Below are 15,736 nucleotides of genomic sequence, written 5' to 3' on the forward strand. Positions count from 1 at the left end.
CGGAGAAAAACGTCGCGCGACGTGCGATCTTGCGCAGTCGCGCGAGTGCCCCGCTGCTACCGCGCGTCGAGCAATGCGCGCGCTTCATCGCTCGACAACACGCCGCGTCCCTTGCGATTGGCCGCGCTCGCGGCATAGACATCGCGGCGTGCATGCGTGATGCCGAGGGGCGCGAAGCCGTTGGCCGGATTGAAGGCCATTCGGTCGATGCGCGCTTCAACATCATTCGCGGGCGGCGCATCGAGTTCGAGTTCACCGATTGTCAAGACATCCGCTTTCCATGCGATCGAAGCATCGTTGACGGGCGTCGCTTCTTCATCGACGAAGAACTGCACGCCGAGTTGCCACTTCACCGGCCCCTGCTCCAGACGATTGAAGATATCCGCCCGCAAATAGTTGTCGCCGTGCCGCTCCGCGTTAGTGCCAGGCGATGTCGACGGATGCGGATGCAGCGAGTACTTGATCGCCGCTTGCCCGAGTTGCACGACCGATCCCCAGTAATGCTCGGTCGCCACGCTTTCGACGTGATGCACACGCGTTTCCTTGAGCAGAACCCCGAGAATGCGTGCGCCCTCGACAGGCCCGAGCTTGGCCATCATCATCTCGCGCAAGCCCTGCGCGATGCCGCTCACCGTTCCTTCGGCAAGCAGCGCGACGATGATATCGGCGACCGCCATGAACTGGACCGCGTTGCGCGCGTGCGAACGGCCGCCTTCGTTCGTCATCAGAAGATCGGTTTCAACGCCCTCTTCCGTGAAGAACTTGAGCGCGATGCCGCGAACGTCTGGCGCGGTATCGGCTTGCGCGCACGGTTGTCCGTTGGAGATGCGGCATGCGACACGGTACGTCGCCGGAGGTTTCGCGAACGGGCCAAAGCGCGCGGCCCGGGGAATATCATTCGTTATCCGAATCGTTCCAATTGCGCCGAGCAATTGCTTTTGATGCTGCGCCCGATCGATCTGTCCGTTGAGACCCGTGTGACTGCTCGCAGCGAGCCTGGCCTGCTGTGCGCCGATCGCCTCGACGAGCATCGCGAGCGTGGCCGCGTCGTCGAGCTTGTCGGTCCAGCCGGTGCCGCCGCTGTCCGATTGAGTGGAGTTCATCATTAACCTCCGTTCGCGCCTCGCGTGTTGGCGCGCTATTGAAGTCTAGTTGCGTTATCTGACAAGCGACTCAACGATTGCGTCCCGCGAGCTTGCCGACGTATTTCCAGCCTTGATCGCGCATCCATACATAGGTGAAACCGGTCGGGCCGTCGATGAAGACGGTCATCGGCCGATCAGTGCTGGGCGCTTCCTTTTGCGGTTCCGTCGATGCGGGCGTGATGCGCGCTTCCATCGGTTTCAGGCGCGCGTCGCGATCGTCGATGCGCCAGCCGTCTTCATCGGCGTAAGTCAGGCGCGATATGCCGCCCGACGGCGTCTGAACGGTGAGTGCGAGCGGCTCGGCATCGTCGATGCCACTTGCGGCGACGCTGTTCGCGCACGCGGCGCTCAGTGCGATCGTAGCGATCGCGACGAACATCGCGTGCCTTGTCTGATTGGATTTCATTTTGAGTACCTCCTTGCTGGCCGCGCGCGGGCGGCTATCGAGATGTGCTGATGCATAGAGAACGAACGTGGCTTCGACAAATGTGAAGCCCAGAAATCCGCGAGCAATGGCGTTATGGATTCGCTACCGCTTCGCCGCGGATGAGCGTTGTCGCGTGAAACAGCGTCACGCGTGGCCGGCGAGCGGCCGTCTTCTGATGCGCTCTACTATCGATCGAACGGTCGTTTGGGGAAACCGTGCATAAGGAGGGAGTCGACCCCGCCATCGGGAGACTGCGTGATGTTTTGATATATTGGCTTCCCGCCCGTGAGTTTTCCTGCAATGCGCGTCGGCCGACCTGTCAAACCTCTGCCTCATCCGAACTGCGATTACTGCGGCCTGCCCGCGACCTTGACGCGCGCGGGCGACGAAACGTATCCGTATCGCGACGATCACGGCCCGCTCTGGACATGCGTCGATTGTCAGGCGTGGATCGGCATCTTTCCGCGCAGCACGCGCAACGTTCCGCTCGGCCGTCTCGCCGATGCCCGCCTGCGCGATCTCAAGGTAAAGCTTCACGCGGCGCTCGAACCGCTCGTGCAGGCGAAGGTCCGGCGCGACGGCTGCAATGTCTTCGAAGCGCGCTCGAAGGGAATGAAGTGGCTCGCGCAAGCGATCGGCGTCGATCCGGAAAAATGCAGCATTCACACGCTGGACGCCGATCAATGCGAGCGCGCGATCGCTGTCGTCGAACATTTCGAACAGGAACGCGGACAACACCCTCAAGATTCGGCGGTCGATGATCGTTAACCTGAAAAGGTCAACCATCGATCCTCGCATGTCACGTCCTATTCCTTTCCAGCGCTCGCCCCAGGCGACGCGCGCGCGGCTCAGCAAGGCGCAGCTGCTTCCCATCCCGCGCGCAGTGGCGGACGAGCTCGCGCTCGCCGCGCATATGTCGCTGACGGCCTTGCGCGCGGGTTCGCCGGATATCGCGCCCGCGCAGCACATCACCGAGGCGATGTATCTCGCCAAGTTCCTCGCGGAAGCCGGTCACGGCGACTTCGCGGACGACGAGCTGCTCCGCGCCGATCGCACAATGGCGGCCGTCTTCGACGCTGGCCGCGCGTCCGGCACGTGGACGCTGCCGGCGGAAGACTTCGACCGGCTCGCGGCGATCGTGTCGCTCTACGATCATCAGTTGCGGCGCGCATCGTTTGCGGCGCTTTCGGTCGCAAGCGAGCGGCTCGAGCGCTTCAAGGCCGGTGAGCCTTATCAGCCGATGCACACGCGCAAGTCGGCGCCGCTCTGAATCGCGCGATCGTCGTCAGAAGGCAGTACGCACGCCGATCATCACGCTGCGTCCGCCTTCCGGCGCAATGTCGCGCACGACCGAGCTCGCGTATCGCACGTCCTGATTCGTCAGGTTTTGACCGCGCAGGTAGGCGAGCCAGTTCGTCGCGCCAATGCGGAACTTGTACGTCAGGGTGACGCCGAGCGTGGTGTAGCTCGCGGTCGGCAGATCGTTTTCCGGCACGCGATGCTGCGCCCACGCGTGGACCAGTTCGGTTCGCGCGCCGTAGGGTCCATACGCGTAGTCGAGCGCGATCGTCGCGCGCAGCGGTGAGATGCGCGGCAGCGCTTCGCCTGTGTCGACATTGCGCGCGTGCGTGTAGTCCGCGACGAACTCGGCATCGAGACGCTGCGCGCCCTTATCGAAGATGCGCCAGGTGCCGTCCAGCTCGACGCCATAGAAGTCCGCGCGCACGCCGCGATATTGGGCTTCGTTGAGCGCGTCGACGGTGCCGGGCGTGACTGGGTTGTCGTCGTCATCGACTAGCCGGCCCGTGTTGAACTCGGTCAGATAGTTGCGAAAGCGGCTGTAGAAGACGCCCGCGCTCGCCTTGTTCGGGCCGCTCGCGAAGCGCAACGACAGGTCCGTCGAGATCGCCTTCTCTTTCTGAGCGTCGGGATTGCCGATCAGATACTGGCCGGTCGCATCGTGCGGACCGTTCGAATAAAGCTCGTAATACGTCGGTGCGCGCTCCGTATACGCGACGTTCCCCGCCACGCTCCACGCTGAATTCAGCTTGATTAGCGCGCCTGCGGAAATGCTGGCCGCGTTGAAATCGCGCTTCGTCGAATCGGCGAATTTTTCGTTTCCGCCGGATGTCGGGTCGATGTTCAAGTGCTCGTAGCGTGCGCCGATGCTCAATTTCAGCGCGTCGGCGACAGACCACTCTTCCAGACCGAACAGCGCCGCATTGGTCGTTCGCGATGTCGGCACGAGGGCTTCATCGCCAAGCGCCGAAAACGTGTTCTGGCTCAATTGCACGCCGATCGCGCCTTCGAGCGGCCCGATCTTCCTGTGGCGAGCCTCGACGCGCGCCTCGTATCCGTGATTGCGGAAGGTCGTGCCGGTTTCGCCGTCGTCGATTTCCTTGTGCTCGTAATCCGTATACGCAAAGTCGAACTTCACCTGGCTGAACGGCCCCTGCAGATTGCGCACCTCCGACGACGCCGCGATGCGGTCCTGATGCATACGAAGACGTACATCGTCCTCGGCGACCGAACCGTAATTCGCTTCGTAGCCGTTGTAGCTGATGCCCGCGTAGCCGTTCGCCCATGTGTATGAAGAGCCGATGGCGCCGCCGTGCCAGCGGCCATCGCTGTTCGGGATGCTGCCGTAGGGCTGCGGCGTGTCCGGGCCGTCGAGCGCGCGCTGGCGATCGGAATGCGCGAAGCCGGGGATGCGTTCGTTGCTGGTTGCGCGATCGAAGGCATCGACGTGGAAGGCAAATTTTCCGTCGCCGCCTTCGACTTGCGCCGCGCCGGCGCTCGCGTTGTTGGCGCCGCCGTAGCTGGCGTCGACTTGACCGGATACGCTGTCGATCGGCTCGCGCGGAATGCGATTGTCGATGGTATTCACTACCCCGCCGATCGCGTTGCCGCCGTAGAGGAGCGCGGCCGGTCCGCGGACGATTTCGATGCGTTCCACCGATAGCGTGTCTTGCGGAACGGCATGGTCGTATGACAGCGACGATGCGTCGTAGGCTGCGACACCATTTTGCAGCAGGCGGATGCGGTCGCCATCCATGCCACGGATGATGGGTCTTCCGACCATCGGGCCGTAGGTCGTTGTCGAGATGCCCGGAAGTCCGTTGAGGGTTTCGCCGAGGGAGTCGGCGCGTTTCAGGGTGAGAGCGGTGCCGTCGAGGGTGCTTGTGGGAGATACGAGTGTGTTTGCGCCGAGGGGGTTGGCGGTGATGAAGATCGGTTGAATCGGTGCGTCTTCGATCGCGGGTGATTGTGCTCGGGCGACGGCCGCGAGTAGCAGAGCGGCGGAGGGGAGGAGTTTGGCGCAGGCCGGAAAGATAGGTGGGTTTGATTCGACCATTTCGGTATGTAATGTTATATCGTTGCTGTTCGAGAATGTGCGTGTGACGTTTTTTCACGCCTGATTACAGTTTGCAATGATATAACGTATCACGTCGATCGCTTAATCGTCGGCTTCATAAGCGCGCGCTGCGCGGACACAAACGTATCGATTGATACACAACGGAATTGACGTGGCCTGGCGGATTGCACGCTGCGGTCGTCTCACACGACTTGCCGGAGTAAGACGGTTCGGCCGCGCGCGTTTCGTGAAACAATCTTGGATTCGTCGTCTAAGTATCTGTTTTAAAGAGGTTTAATTGTTATTCGACATGATAAAAGATGTTTCACGCGCGATGCGAACGCTCGCAGCAACAAGGAGTCTTTTGAACGTTCCTGCTAGAGGGACGCTGCGTTCGTCGAAGCGTCGTCGATGGCGGTGGAATGGTTTGGGTAAGACTTCGCGGGGACGCGCTGTGGCTGAATTGCGTCGGGTGATAAACCTGACCTCGGCGCCGTGCGCTGCGCTCAAGTCTCACCGCTTTTTCGACTGGACATTCCAGGATTGCTTCGGTCACCGAGCATCGGGACGGGGCCAAGGTTTCGCCTTGTATTTCTTATCGTCGCACTTTCGGCCGGCGAGGCCGCAGACATCGTTCGGCGTCGACGTTGCCCTACTCGATTACAAGCGAAGCAGTTTAATCAACGCGTTCCCGGCTTGTCGCTCATCATGCCGTGTTTGTGTTGCTTCGCGTTGTCGGCCGCCGTCGGTTCCTACTATGGGTAACGGACTTCGCTGCATGTCCACCTTTGTCGCGAAGCCGGACTGTCCAAATTCGGACACAGGGCGCGGGAGTCCCGTTCCGAGAATCAGTCGGAATAGGAGTGAGCGCGTTGATCTCGCCTGGTTCCCTCGGGCAAGTAGATTTACTCCCCATTCAAGGATGACGCCTCTTGGAAGCCAAGGCTGCACTCCCAATAGCCGTTTGAACAAGCCGATCGCTCGACTTCGAACAGTTATGCAGAGCCGATGTCGTGCGCTCAATCTTTGATCGGACAGGGCAAGTTGGGAACTGGTGTGGTTGAGGCATTGGTACCGTGCGGTGCATCGGTCGTCTGTGATTTCGCCAAGCCGCGAATCTAAGCGAGTTCCCTGCAGCTGCGCGTTGCTTGGAAGGCTTTCCCGCAGCTGTTCTTATGTTTCGAATTTGCGCGGAGCGCCTTCTTGCGGAGCCGAGTCTTGACAGGCGAGTGTCCGAATTCAGACAGTCGTTTTCGCAGCCAAGGTTGTCTTGCCAGCCGAAGCTGTCCGAATTCGGACACTTCGAGCTGAAGCGCTCTCTACACCGACTAACATCACCGTTCGCAAGACAAAAAAAACCCGCCGCAGCGGGTCTTTATGCTCATTCAGACTGTATCGAGAACATCTTGCCTATATGTTCCCTTAACTGATTTTCCTGCTCCTCCGTCATCACACCCGCCTTGAACTTGAACGTGAGCCCCTTAACATCCTTTGTGATACTGCCCGCCTGAACTTTGCCCGCAAATATCTTGAGGATGCTTCGTCCGCCGGCGTCAGTTGCGGACTCTCCCCGACTAGCCTGCGCGCTCATGCTCGCTGCAACTTTCGTTTGCACGAGATCGCCTGAAAGAACCTGCGGCCACAGTTCCTGAAGTGCCTTCAGGCCAGACTCGCCCGACTTCTTTAGCGCATTCGCAATATCTTGAGCCGACGAAGCACCAAGCACCGATGGTTTCAAATCAAGATCGCGCTTAACAAAATCTGGCAACGCGTCGTACGCAAGGAATCGATACAGATCACTACGAGTAATACCCATCGCTTCCGCAAGCCTGGTCCGATTCGGAAACTCCGATTCCGCGCGACGGATCGCAATCGCGATCTCATAGTCGGATAGATCATCGCGCGTGACGTTTTCCATCAGCGCCAACGCCGCCATGTCCTGATCGATACATTCGATCACGACGGCACGCACGGTGGCCTTATTGATAAGCTTGTGCGCCCGCCAGCGACGCTCACCCGCAACGAGCTGAAACCCCTCGCCCGCTCGTCGAACGGTCACGGCCTGAAGCAAGCCCACTTCTCCGATCGAGCGCGCCAGTTCTGCAAGTTTGGCCTCGCTGAATTGACGCCGCGGCTGCCAAGGATTCGGAACGATGGCATCGACGGAGATTTCGGTTTCAACACCGCGCGCCTCGAGTTCCTGAATCCGCAACTGAGCCGCTGCTAGTGCACTCGTAATACCTGGCATCGTCTGCGGACCGCGATTCGTCTTCTCTTTCTTGTTTTCACCTTTGAAATCCGCGGGCTTCGGCAAGTTGGCCGTCTTGGCCATGAGTTGTTCTCGAATGTTGTTACTCATGCCGACTCCTTCCACGATTTGACGAACATATCATCCAGCCATTTGGCGTATTGCATCATCGGCTGGCGCACGCGCTGAAGCGACTTGGCCGTAGAGTGCGTACTGACGACGTCCAGCGCAGTCGAGAAGGAGAGCGCCCCGCCGCTCATTACAGAGCTAGCCGGTATTTCGAAGGGGTCGAGCCAGCGACCGTACGCGCTCTGCGCCCATTGACGTACGACCGGCGCCGACGACGTCTTTCCATAATCCACTTTCGACAGGAGGATGGATATGAAGTCGTACACCTTGTCTTCTTCGTACGGAAGAAAATCCTCTGCGACATCGGAAAAGAGACGCCAGAAAGCAAGCGAACTGATGAAGTCGAGGTTTTCGGGAATCATCGGCATGACGAGCGCGTCCGCTGCAAGAAGCGCGTTCAAGTTCATATAAGACAGCGACGGAGACGTATCGATCAAGATGTAGTCATACTGCGATCGCAACGGCTCAAGCCCCTCGCGCAGCACAGCCCAAAATCGATAACCCTGAATCGTCTTTTGGCGCGCGGGCAGAAGAAACTCCGCTCCATATAAGAAGGTATGTCCGGGGATGATGTCGAGGCCGTCCCAGTATGTCGACTGGACGCTCGCTCCCAAACCGCCTTCCACATTCTGATCGTAGATGTACGGCAGCACGGTGTCATCGCCGGATATTTCCTTCTCGGCATAGAGGCCGCACAGCTCCGACGCCGACGCCTGCGGATCGAGATCGACAAGTAGCACTTTCCGACCGAGCAGCGTCAACGCCTGTGCCAGACAGACGGTCGTCGTGGTTTTGGCGGAGCCGCCTTTCAATTGGGCGGTCGTCAGGACTTTGCCCTTGAATGTGCCGTCACCATCATCGAGCCGGGTTTGATAGATGTCGGATGCCATCTTCACCCAGACCCGCACTTCGGGCAGCGTAAACGTCCTGCTGCGGCCATTGCCGTTGAGCGTTCCAGGAGGCAGTCCGCCTTCTCCCTTCGTCACCAGATATTGAATCTGCTGCCTCGTCAAATTGCACATCTCGGCCAATTCGCTGATCGTGTAGAAAGGCGCGAGCTTACGCGGACGGGGAGCAAGAATCTGCTCCCGCAAATTATCCGAAAAAGGTTCGAGGTTATCTGCAAACTCCGCGACTTCGCGAAGCGTAACCTTCCGATCTTCCATAGGTAGGGTGCCTACGTTTGCCATTCTGCGCTTTCTCCAAGTATTGACGTCGAAGCGCAGAATACACGAATACGCGTTAACAAGGTTGTATTGCGCCGAGAATTGACCGATCGGCAGATGCGGAAGTCCTAGCCGATTGATTTTGAAGCGAATTCTCAAACACCCGATCCAGCAGAATCTCATTATCGACGCTGTTCCGATTAAACCCGCGCGATTAACATGCGCCCTGCGCAGTGCCAGCACAAAAAACACCCACAGGACGGTTTTTGTGCGGAAGCGTTTTTCCCAGTATTTTCCGACACTTAGCGACTGATTACGGGCCCATTCGGCGTAAACTCCCATCGTGTTTGTTTTGTTGTTTTGTAAACCTAGACCCACCCACCTACTAACAAACGCCGACTTTTCCCTTAAAAATCAACGTCAAACCCTGTGGATAGGGACGGTTTTTGTGCAGCAAAAGGCGGTTTTTGTGTTGGCCGAGTTGGAAATTGGGCACCGCAGGGGCGAAAGTTGTGTCGAGCGGGGTGGAAGTTGTGCTCACCGCGCGTCACGGGGACGCCTTTTGTGCAGACGAAGCCTCGTGCCGGACGGGGCGGTTTTTGTGTTGACACCCCTTGCTCGCCTGTTAGAGTGCCGGGGATCGAAGCCGAATCGGAAGCATGGAAAACCAAGACCTCACTGTCACGCCGCAGCAACTCGCACTGGACATCTACGAAGATATGTCCGCGCAAGGCTCGGCAATCTACGAATCGACACGAGACATCGGTTTCCTGCGCAACAATATCTTCACGCGTGTCGGCGGCCTTGGCATCGCGGCGCGCCGCGTGCTCGATGCGGCGTATTTCATCGTCGCGACGAAGGCGCCCGAAGAACTCATCGACGACAAGGTCTACACGTTCACGGCCGACATCAACTACTTCAAGTGGCTGATGCGTTACGACAGCCGCAATCACAGTCACCTCATCGCGCAGATGCGAGCCGCAGCGCGCGCACGCGTCGAAATCATGACGGCGCCGTCGATTGAGGAACTGACCGAGAAGGACTCGTGGGGCACGATCAGCCTGCTGGGCGATTGCTACATCGAACGCAATGTCGTGTGCATCCTGCTTGCGGGCCGCGTCATCAAGTATCTGATCAGCCCGTACAAGGCGCATTGGCTGAGCCTGCGCGCATCGACGGCGTTCTCGCTTTCGCTCTCCCGCGCGATCTATGACCGCCTGATTCCATGCGAAGGCCACGGCGTGACGGAGTGGTTTGCGTTCGAAGACGTGCTCGAATGGCCGGGCAAAGTGGGCGAGTCGCGCAAGGAAGTGAAGGAATTCAAGAAGCGCTTTCTCGAGCCCGCGATCGACCAGCTCAATGAAGTCTCGGACTTCGATGTCAGCTGGGAGCCGAACGCCGAGCGCGTTCCCGCAGACAAGCTGAAGATCCGTTTTCGCTTCACGAAGAAGCAGGGCGCCGACGCCGCGCGCGCCGGCATTCAGGATTCGATGTATCTCCTGCTGCACAACGAATTCGCTTTCGATACACCCGACTTCGAGCGCCTCGCGAAGCGTCGCGACATCTGGACGGACGAACGCCTCGAGCAGGCCATCGAATACACGCGTTACAAGCTCAATGAAGGCAAGGTGACCGTCAGCCCGCGCGGTTATCTCTTCAAGGCGCTGGAAGGCAACTACCGCATCGGCGACGCGGACCGGAAGATGGCGTCGATCAAGGCGAAGCAGCTAGAGGACGACAGGAAGGACCGTCGTTCGCGCGATACGGCGCAGGCGAATCTCGAAGCCAGCATTCAGGCTCAGAACGACACGGCGCGCGCCAAGATGAGCGAAGAGATCAAGGCCGGACGCGAGTACTTCGAATCAGTCGATGCGCCTGCACGCAAGGAACTGTGTCACTCGTTCGTGAGCCAACTGATCCCGCAGCGACTCATCGAGAAACAGGGACTGTCGCGCGAGAGCCTGAGCGCCGATAACATTCTCACCGTCAATCGCGTGGTCGCCGACGCCTTCTGCTCGCATGTCTACGCGAAACTGAAGAAGGCGCGCGCCGGCAGCCGCATCTGAAATCGCAGATTCGTTCGGATTCCGGATGAATCCTCAACCCGGCGCCGATGTTCTCTGTAACGGCTTCTGACAAGCCGCGAGCACCGCGCCCACCGCGAGCACGAGCGCCGAATACACGAGACCGCGCGTCAGCCCGGCGCTATCCGAGACACGCCCGATCACCACTGGACCGATAATCTGCCCCAGCGCGAAAACGATCGTGAATGCGTTGATCCCACGCGGCCACTGCGCGGCGGGCAGGTTGTGCCGCACGAATGCCGTCGTTGACGCCACCGCCGATAGAAACGTCGCGCCGAACAACAAGCCCGATGCGAACGCCGCCAGCGGATGCGCAAACAGCGCGGGAACGAGCGTCGCGGCGGCGAGAAGGCCATTGAGGATCGCGAGCGCCTGACCGCCGCGCATGCGATCGAGCAGCCCTGACCACATCCGCGCCGATACGACGGTCGCCACGCCCAGAAGAATATAGAAGCCGGTTACGACCGCCGCGCTCATACCCGCGTTGCGAAGCAGGGCGACGATGAACGTCATGTAGCCGATATACCCAATGCCGAAGCAGCCGTAACCGGCGAGCGCGAGCGCGAAGCGCCGCCGTGGCACTGGCGCGCCGGATGCACGGTCCGCGCCGTGACGCGTCGATGAAGCCGGTTGCGCGGATTCGATGCGACGCGCGGCCCAGACCGCCGCGCCCGAGCACGCGGCGCAACCCAGCGCGAGCGTGAACCACGCGAAGCGCCAGCCGTGCGCGACGGGCAGCACCGCAAACGGCACGAGGATGGACGAGATCACGATACCCCAGCCCGTGCCGCCGTAGTAGAGGCCGATCACGAGCCCGGCATCGCGCGGCGACATCGATGCGAGCCGTGCCGCGAGCACGCCGCCGCTCACGAAGACCAGCGCGCTTCCGACGCCCGTCGCGACGCGCAGCGCGAGAAGGGCATCGGTGTTCGTCGTTGCGCCGCTTGCCGCCATCAGAAGCGCGGTGAGCGCGCAACCGGCGACGAAGAGCGTGCGCGATGCCACGCGCGTCGACAACCGTGAGAACGCGAGCGCGCCGAGCAGATAGCCGAACGCGTTCGCGGTATTCATCGCGCCGGCCTGGGCGAAGTTCCATGCGAGGTCGAGCCGCATCGGCGGAAGCAGCAGTGCGTAGGAAAAGCGTGCGAGCCCGAGCGCGATGGCGCTGCCGAGCGAAAGCGCCATCGCGAGCCGCAGCGCTTGTCTGCGACCCGTGGCATCGCGCGCAGTGAAATGCGCTCCGCTTGCATCGTCACGCTCGATCACGCTCATGTCGTCCTTTCGTTCGCGGTTCGTCCGGTCATGCGTGCGGTCATGGTAACGCGGACCGGTCACATTGCTTACACAAGCGATGGCTAAGCTTCGCAGCGCTGTATCGAACTGCGCGACCCTGCCGGAGAAACCGATGTCGACTGTCGCATACCGCCACGCGCTCGTGGCGTGTCTCGTCGTTTGCGCATGCGCAATCGTTTGCGGTTGCGGCAAGCCGGCGTCGGCCACGTCGTCATCGGTCGATGCGACGAGCGCCGCGCCGTCCGCGACGGGCGTAACCAGCGAGCTGCAGGACTGGGCGAAACAGGCCACGGGAGACGCATCCGATCAGATTCTTATCGCGCGACCCGTCATGGCACGGGCCGCGTCGGAGCCGCTCGCAACACCGGTGATTCACACCGCCGACTGACCCTTCCTTTTCACTTCCCCGCGAAACGAATGAAAAACAACAACCGTCGAGACTTTCTGCGCGCGGCCATCCAGGCCGCAGGCGCGACCGCCGCGTTGAACGTGATGCCGCTCGGCATTCGCCAGGCGCTCGCGATCCCCGCGAACAACCGTCACGGATCGATCGAGGACATCGAGCATATCGTCGTATTGATGCAGGAGAATCGTTCGTTCGATCATTACTTCGGCACCTTGCGCGGCGTGCGCGGCTTCGGCGACAAGACCGCCGTGACGCTCGCGAACGGCAAGCCGGTGTTCAATCAGCCGATCGCGGCCGGCGCGGGCGAAGTGCTGCCGTTTCATCCCGGCGCGTCGAATCTCGGCCTGCAGTTCCTTCAGGACTTGCCGCACGGCTGGACGGACGGGAAGGGCGCGTTCCACGACGGCCGATACGATCAGTGGGTGCCGTTCAAGGGCACGACGACGATGGCGTATCTGCAACGCGACGACATCCCGTTCCACTATCAGCTCGCCGACGCCTTCACGATCTGCGATGCGTATCACTGCTCGACCAACACATCGACCGATCCGAACCGCTATTACATGTGGACGGGTTACGTCGGCAACGACGGCACGGGCGGCGGCCCGGTCGTCGACAACGCCGAAGCCGGCTATGGCTGGTCCACGTTCCCGGAAGTGCTGGAGCGCGCGGGCATCTCGTGGAAGATCTATCAGGACATCGGCAACGGGCTCGACGCGAGGAACTCGTGGGGCTGGACCGACGACGCCTACATCGGCAACTACGGCGACAACTCGCTGCTGTATTTCACGCAATACCAGAACGCGCAGCCGGGCAGCCCGCTCTATGAAAAGGCGCGACGCGGCACGAACGCGGTCGCGGGCGACGACTACTTCTCGATCCTGAAGCGTGACGTGCAAGCGAACACGCTGCCGCAAGTGTCCTGGATCGTGGCGCCCGAGGCGTTCTCCGAGCATCCGAACTGGCCGGCGAACTACGGCGCCTGGTATATCGATCAGGTGTTGCAGGTGCTCACGTCGAATCCGGACTTGTGGAGCAAGACGGCGCTGCTCATCAATTACGATGAAAACGACGGCTTCTTCGATCACGTCGTTCCGCCGTTCCCGCCGACCTCCGATGCGAATGGCCTCTCGACGGTCGATACCAGCGCGGAAATCTTCCCGGGCAGCGCGAAATACGCGAGCGGTCCGTATGGTTTCGGTGCGCGCGTGCCGATGCTTGTCGTGTCGCCGTGGTCCAAGGGCGGCTGGGTGTGCTCCGAGACCTTCGACCATACCTCGGTGATCCGCTTCATCCAGAAGCGTTTCGGTCGCGGGCACAGCCTGGCCGAGCCGAACATCTCACCGTGGCGCCGCGCGATCAGCGGCGATCTGACATCGGCGTTCGATTTCCGCAATCCGAACAGCGCGATGCCCACGCTGCCGAGCACGAGCGGCTACGCGCCGCCCGACAAGCTGCGTCATCCCGATTACATTCCCGTGCCGCCCGCCGCGCAGGCGTTGCCGAAACAGGAAGCCGGCGTGCGCGCCGCGCGGGCGTTGCCGTACGAGCTTTTCCTGCGCGCGCGGCCGGATGCGTCGAAGGACAGCGTCGCGTTCCAGTTCATCAACACCGGAAGCGCGGGCGCGGTCTTTCTGCTCTATCGCAACGCGAGCGCGGATGCACCGCGAACGTACACGGTCGAAGCGCGCAAGCGGCTCGCGGATCGCGTCGCGACGAACGCCGACGGCAGCTTCGACTTCGTCGTGCACGGTCCGAACGGCTTTCTGCGGCGCGTCGCGGGACAGGCGACGGAAAAGCAGCACGGCTGGTGGACGCGCGAGCAGGCCGAACCGGAAGTCGCTGAAGGCTATGATGTGGCCAACGGCAATCTGCAACTTCGGCTCGCGAATCGCGGGACGGCCGCGTGCACCTTCAGCGTGATCAATGCGTACGATCCGTCGAAGACGATCTCGCGGCGCGTGCGCGGCGGCGACACCGAGCAGGTCTACCTCGATCTGCGCGGCGCGCACGGCTGGTACGACGTCGAAATCAAGGTCGACACGGATCGCACGTTCCTGCGGCGTCTCGCGGGCCATGTCGAAACCGGACGCGACAGTATGAGCGATCCGGCGCTCGGCGCATGACGAAGGCCTCGCACATCGCGCACTCGTCGCGGTAAGCATCGCGCGGCCGTGCGCCTCGAACCGCGCACGGCCGCGCTCCAAATGCGGGCATCCTTGTCCGTCTTCGGCAGTCACGCGGAACTCGTCCGCTCGAACTCACTCCCATTAGCCTTGCAAGAGCAGGCGAACTTTCCGCTCACGGCTCGTCGTGCAGCGCACATACGTGGGACATCACGCATTGCGTAGCCTGGCGAAGCCTGTGAAGATCGAACGTGCACACCAGTTCAAGCTTCGGATCGACGCGACGGTGAAATCAAAATGGCACGCCGCGCGTCGTATCGCACCATCAATCAACAACGAACTGGAGTGCAATACGGAGACGGGGATGAGAGAACGAGCAACAGTACTGCTGGTTCGTCACCAGTCAGTGCTGCTGGTCCGGGAGCGTGGCGGACCGTGGTTGCTACCAGGCGGGGCGGTGGCATTCGACGAATTGACGATTGTTGCAGCGATCCGAGCGCTGCACGAAGACACCGGCGTGGAGGCGAGCGCTGCTGCGTTTCTGTTTCAGCAAGCGTCCGCGCATCACCTGCATCATGTATTTCGTATCGCGATACCGGAGGGCCTGCATTTGCGGCCCAAAGCCGATGCGCGGTTCCACGAGCTAATGTGGGTCGAGGCATCGCAACTCGCGAACGTGAGCGCCACGCCGGGCACGCGCGCAATCCTCACCCGCGCGATGGGCGGCGCCCGCGAGTCCGCGCGACATGCGTGGCAGCACGGCGCCGAAGCCGAAACGGCGGCGGGGTTCGGCAGGCGAGGGCGCTGAATCTGGCGGCGTTGCGCCGTGTCCGATGAGTTTTTTCGTCTGCGCAAAAGGCTCGGGCGCATATTTCGCCGTGAATGAATACTTTCTCGGTGAAGATGCGCCTATGCTACCGATTGAGCGGTTGCGGCGTCCGTGCGTGCGTTCATTCGATGCGCGCCGGCGGCAGCCATGAGCAACGGAAGCACTCGCCTTCGACTGGCGGAGGAAACCATGAAGCTCGTCAGCATGTTCGCGGGAACCGTCGGGTTCGTCGCCGTGTTGAGTCTTTCCCTTTTGGCGGTAGCCGACATTCTCATGACGGCGCCCGACAAACCCGGCGAGAAAGAGCGTCTCGCATGAACAGGGATTTCTTACGGTTCCCGGTCATTTATTTGTCGGTCAAATAGACGACGCGCGATTTGCAAAGCGCATTCGAATCGTGGAATGCAGTCTTTTGAAACTTGTGCGGCGCGATTAACACGCCGCCGCAGATCAGCGATTAATTCCTGGACGCGCTCGCGCGTCGCTGATCGACGCGCAGCGCCGCAGACCCTTGCTGCCTGCGACGTC

The 15,736-nt window shown here is 61.0% G+C and carries 13 protein-coding genes; 7 read left to right on the forward strand and 6 right to left on the reverse strand.

The features are described from left to right. Nucleotides 1-56: 56 nt before the first annotated feature. Both AWB77_RS09615 and AWB77_RS09620 read right to left on the reverse strand, forming a co-directional pair. On the reverse strand, nt 57-1,103 hold the full coding sequence (locus AWB77_RS09615) for a catalase (protein ID WP_061134447.1): 1,047 nt from the start codon (nt 1,101-1,103) through the stop codon (nt 57-59). A 70-nt stretch (nt 1,104-1,173) separates the two neighbouring features. Further along, nucleotides 1,174-1,551, reverse strand: a complete 378-nt coding sequence (locus AWB77_RS09620) for a hypothetical protein (protein ID WP_061134198.1) — start codon at nt 1,549-1,551, stop codon at nt 1,174-1,176. 321 nt (nt 1,552-1,872) lie between these two features. Here AWB77_RS09620 and AWB77_RS09625 point away from each other — a divergent pair, with 321 nt between their 5' ends. Further along, on the forward strand, nt 1,873-2,340 hold the full coding sequence (locus tag AWB77_RS09625; protein ID WP_061134199.1) for a zinc-finger-containing protein: 468 nt from the start codon (nt 1,873-1,875) through the stop codon (nt 2,338-2,340). Nucleotides 2,341-2,368: 28 nt separating this feature from the next. Next, nucleotides 2,369-2,842 (forward strand): hypothetical protein, encoded by a 474-nt coding sequence (locus AWB77_RS09630; protein WP_061134200.1) that lies wholly within the window; start codon nt 2,369-2,371, stop codon nt 2,840-2,842. Between the two features lie 15 nt (nt 2,843-2,857). Here AWB77_RS09630 and AWB77_RS09635 read toward each other — a convergent pair whose 3' ends face one another. From AWB77_RS09635 to AWB77_RS09645, 3 genes are all read right to left on the reverse strand, one after another. Beyond that, nucleotides 2,858-4,927: a TonB-dependent receptor gene (locus AWB77_RS09635; RefSeq protein WP_061134201.1), complete on the reverse strand. Its 2,070-nt coding sequence runs from the start codon at nt 4,925-4,927 to the stop codon at nt 2,858-2,860. A gap of 1,381 nt (nt 4,928-6,308) precedes the next feature. Next, nucleotides 6,309-7,286 (reverse strand): ParB/RepB/Spo0J family partition protein, encoded by a 978-nt coding sequence (locus AWB77_RS09640; protein ID WP_061134202.1) that lies wholly within the window; start codon nt 7,284-7,286, stop codon nt 6,309-6,311. Continuing rightward, nucleotides 7,283-8,494 carry an AAA family ATPase gene (locus AWB77_RS09645; protein WP_061134203.1) on the reverse strand — a complete coding sequence of 404 codons (1,212 nt, stop codon included), beginning with the start codon at nt 8,492-8,494 and terminating at the stop codon, nt 7,283-7,285. The genes AWB77_RS09640 and AWB77_RS09645 overlap by 4 nt, the downstream gene beginning before the upstream one ends. 635 nt (nt 8,495-9,129) lie before the next feature. Here AWB77_RS09645 and AWB77_RS09650 point away from each other — a divergent pair. After that, nucleotides 9,130-10,536 (forward strand): replication initiation protein, encoded by a 1,407-nt coding sequence (locus AWB77_RS09650; RefSeq protein ID WP_061134204.1) that lies wholly within the window; start codon nt 9,130-9,132, stop codon nt 10,534-10,536. Nucleotides 10,537-10,569: 33 nt separating this feature from the next. On the opposite strand, the gene AWB77_RS09655 is transcribed toward AWB77_RS09650, so the two are convergent. Then, nucleotides 10,570-11,826, reverse strand: a complete 1,257-nt coding sequence (locus AWB77_RS09655; protein WP_061134448.1) for a YbfB/YjiJ family MFS transporter — start codon at nt 11,824-11,826, stop codon at nt 10,570-10,572. 133 nt (nt 11,827-11,959) lie between these two features. Between AWB77_RS09655 and AWB77_RS09660 the strand changes: the two genes are divergently transcribed. The 4 genes from AWB77_RS09660 (at nt 11,960) to AWB77_RS37185 (ending at nt 15,526) form a co-directional block, all read left to right on the forward strand. Continuing rightward, the gene (locus AWB77_RS09660) at nt 11,960-12,235 is read left to right on the forward strand and encodes a hypothetical protein (protein ID WP_061134205.1); all 276 of its coding nucleotides are present in this window, start codon (nt 11,960-11,962) and stop codon (nt 12,233-12,235) included. A 29-nt stretch (nt 12,236-12,264) separates the two neighbouring features. After that, nucleotides 12,265-14,379: a phosphocholine-specific phospholipase C gene (locus AWB77_RS09665; RefSeq protein ID WP_061134206.1), complete on the forward strand. Its 2,115-nt coding sequence runs from the start codon at nt 12,265-12,267 to the stop codon at nt 14,377-14,379. A 238-nt stretch (nt 14,380-14,617) separates the two neighbouring features. After that, nucleotides 14,618-15,187 carry an NUDIX domain-containing protein gene (locus tag AWB77_RS09670; protein ID WP_244158509.1) on the forward strand — a complete coding sequence of 190 codons (570 nt, stop codon included), beginning with the start codon at nt 14,618-14,620 and terminating at the stop codon, nt 15,185-15,187. A 210-nt stretch (nt 15,188-15,397) separates the two neighbouring features. Next, nucleotides 15,398-15,526, forward strand: coding sequence for a hypothetical protein (locus AWB77_RS37185; protein WP_279616176.1), 129 nt, complete (start codon nt 15,398-15,400; stop codon nt 15,524-15,526). Nucleotides 15,527-15,736: the final 210 nt, after the last annotated feature.

It is taken from the genome of Caballeronia fortuita (assembly GCF_001544835.2).
Taxonomy (GTDB): Bacteria; Pseudomonadota; Gammaproteobacteria; order Burkholderiales; family Burkholderiaceae; genus Caballeronia; species Caballeronia fortuita.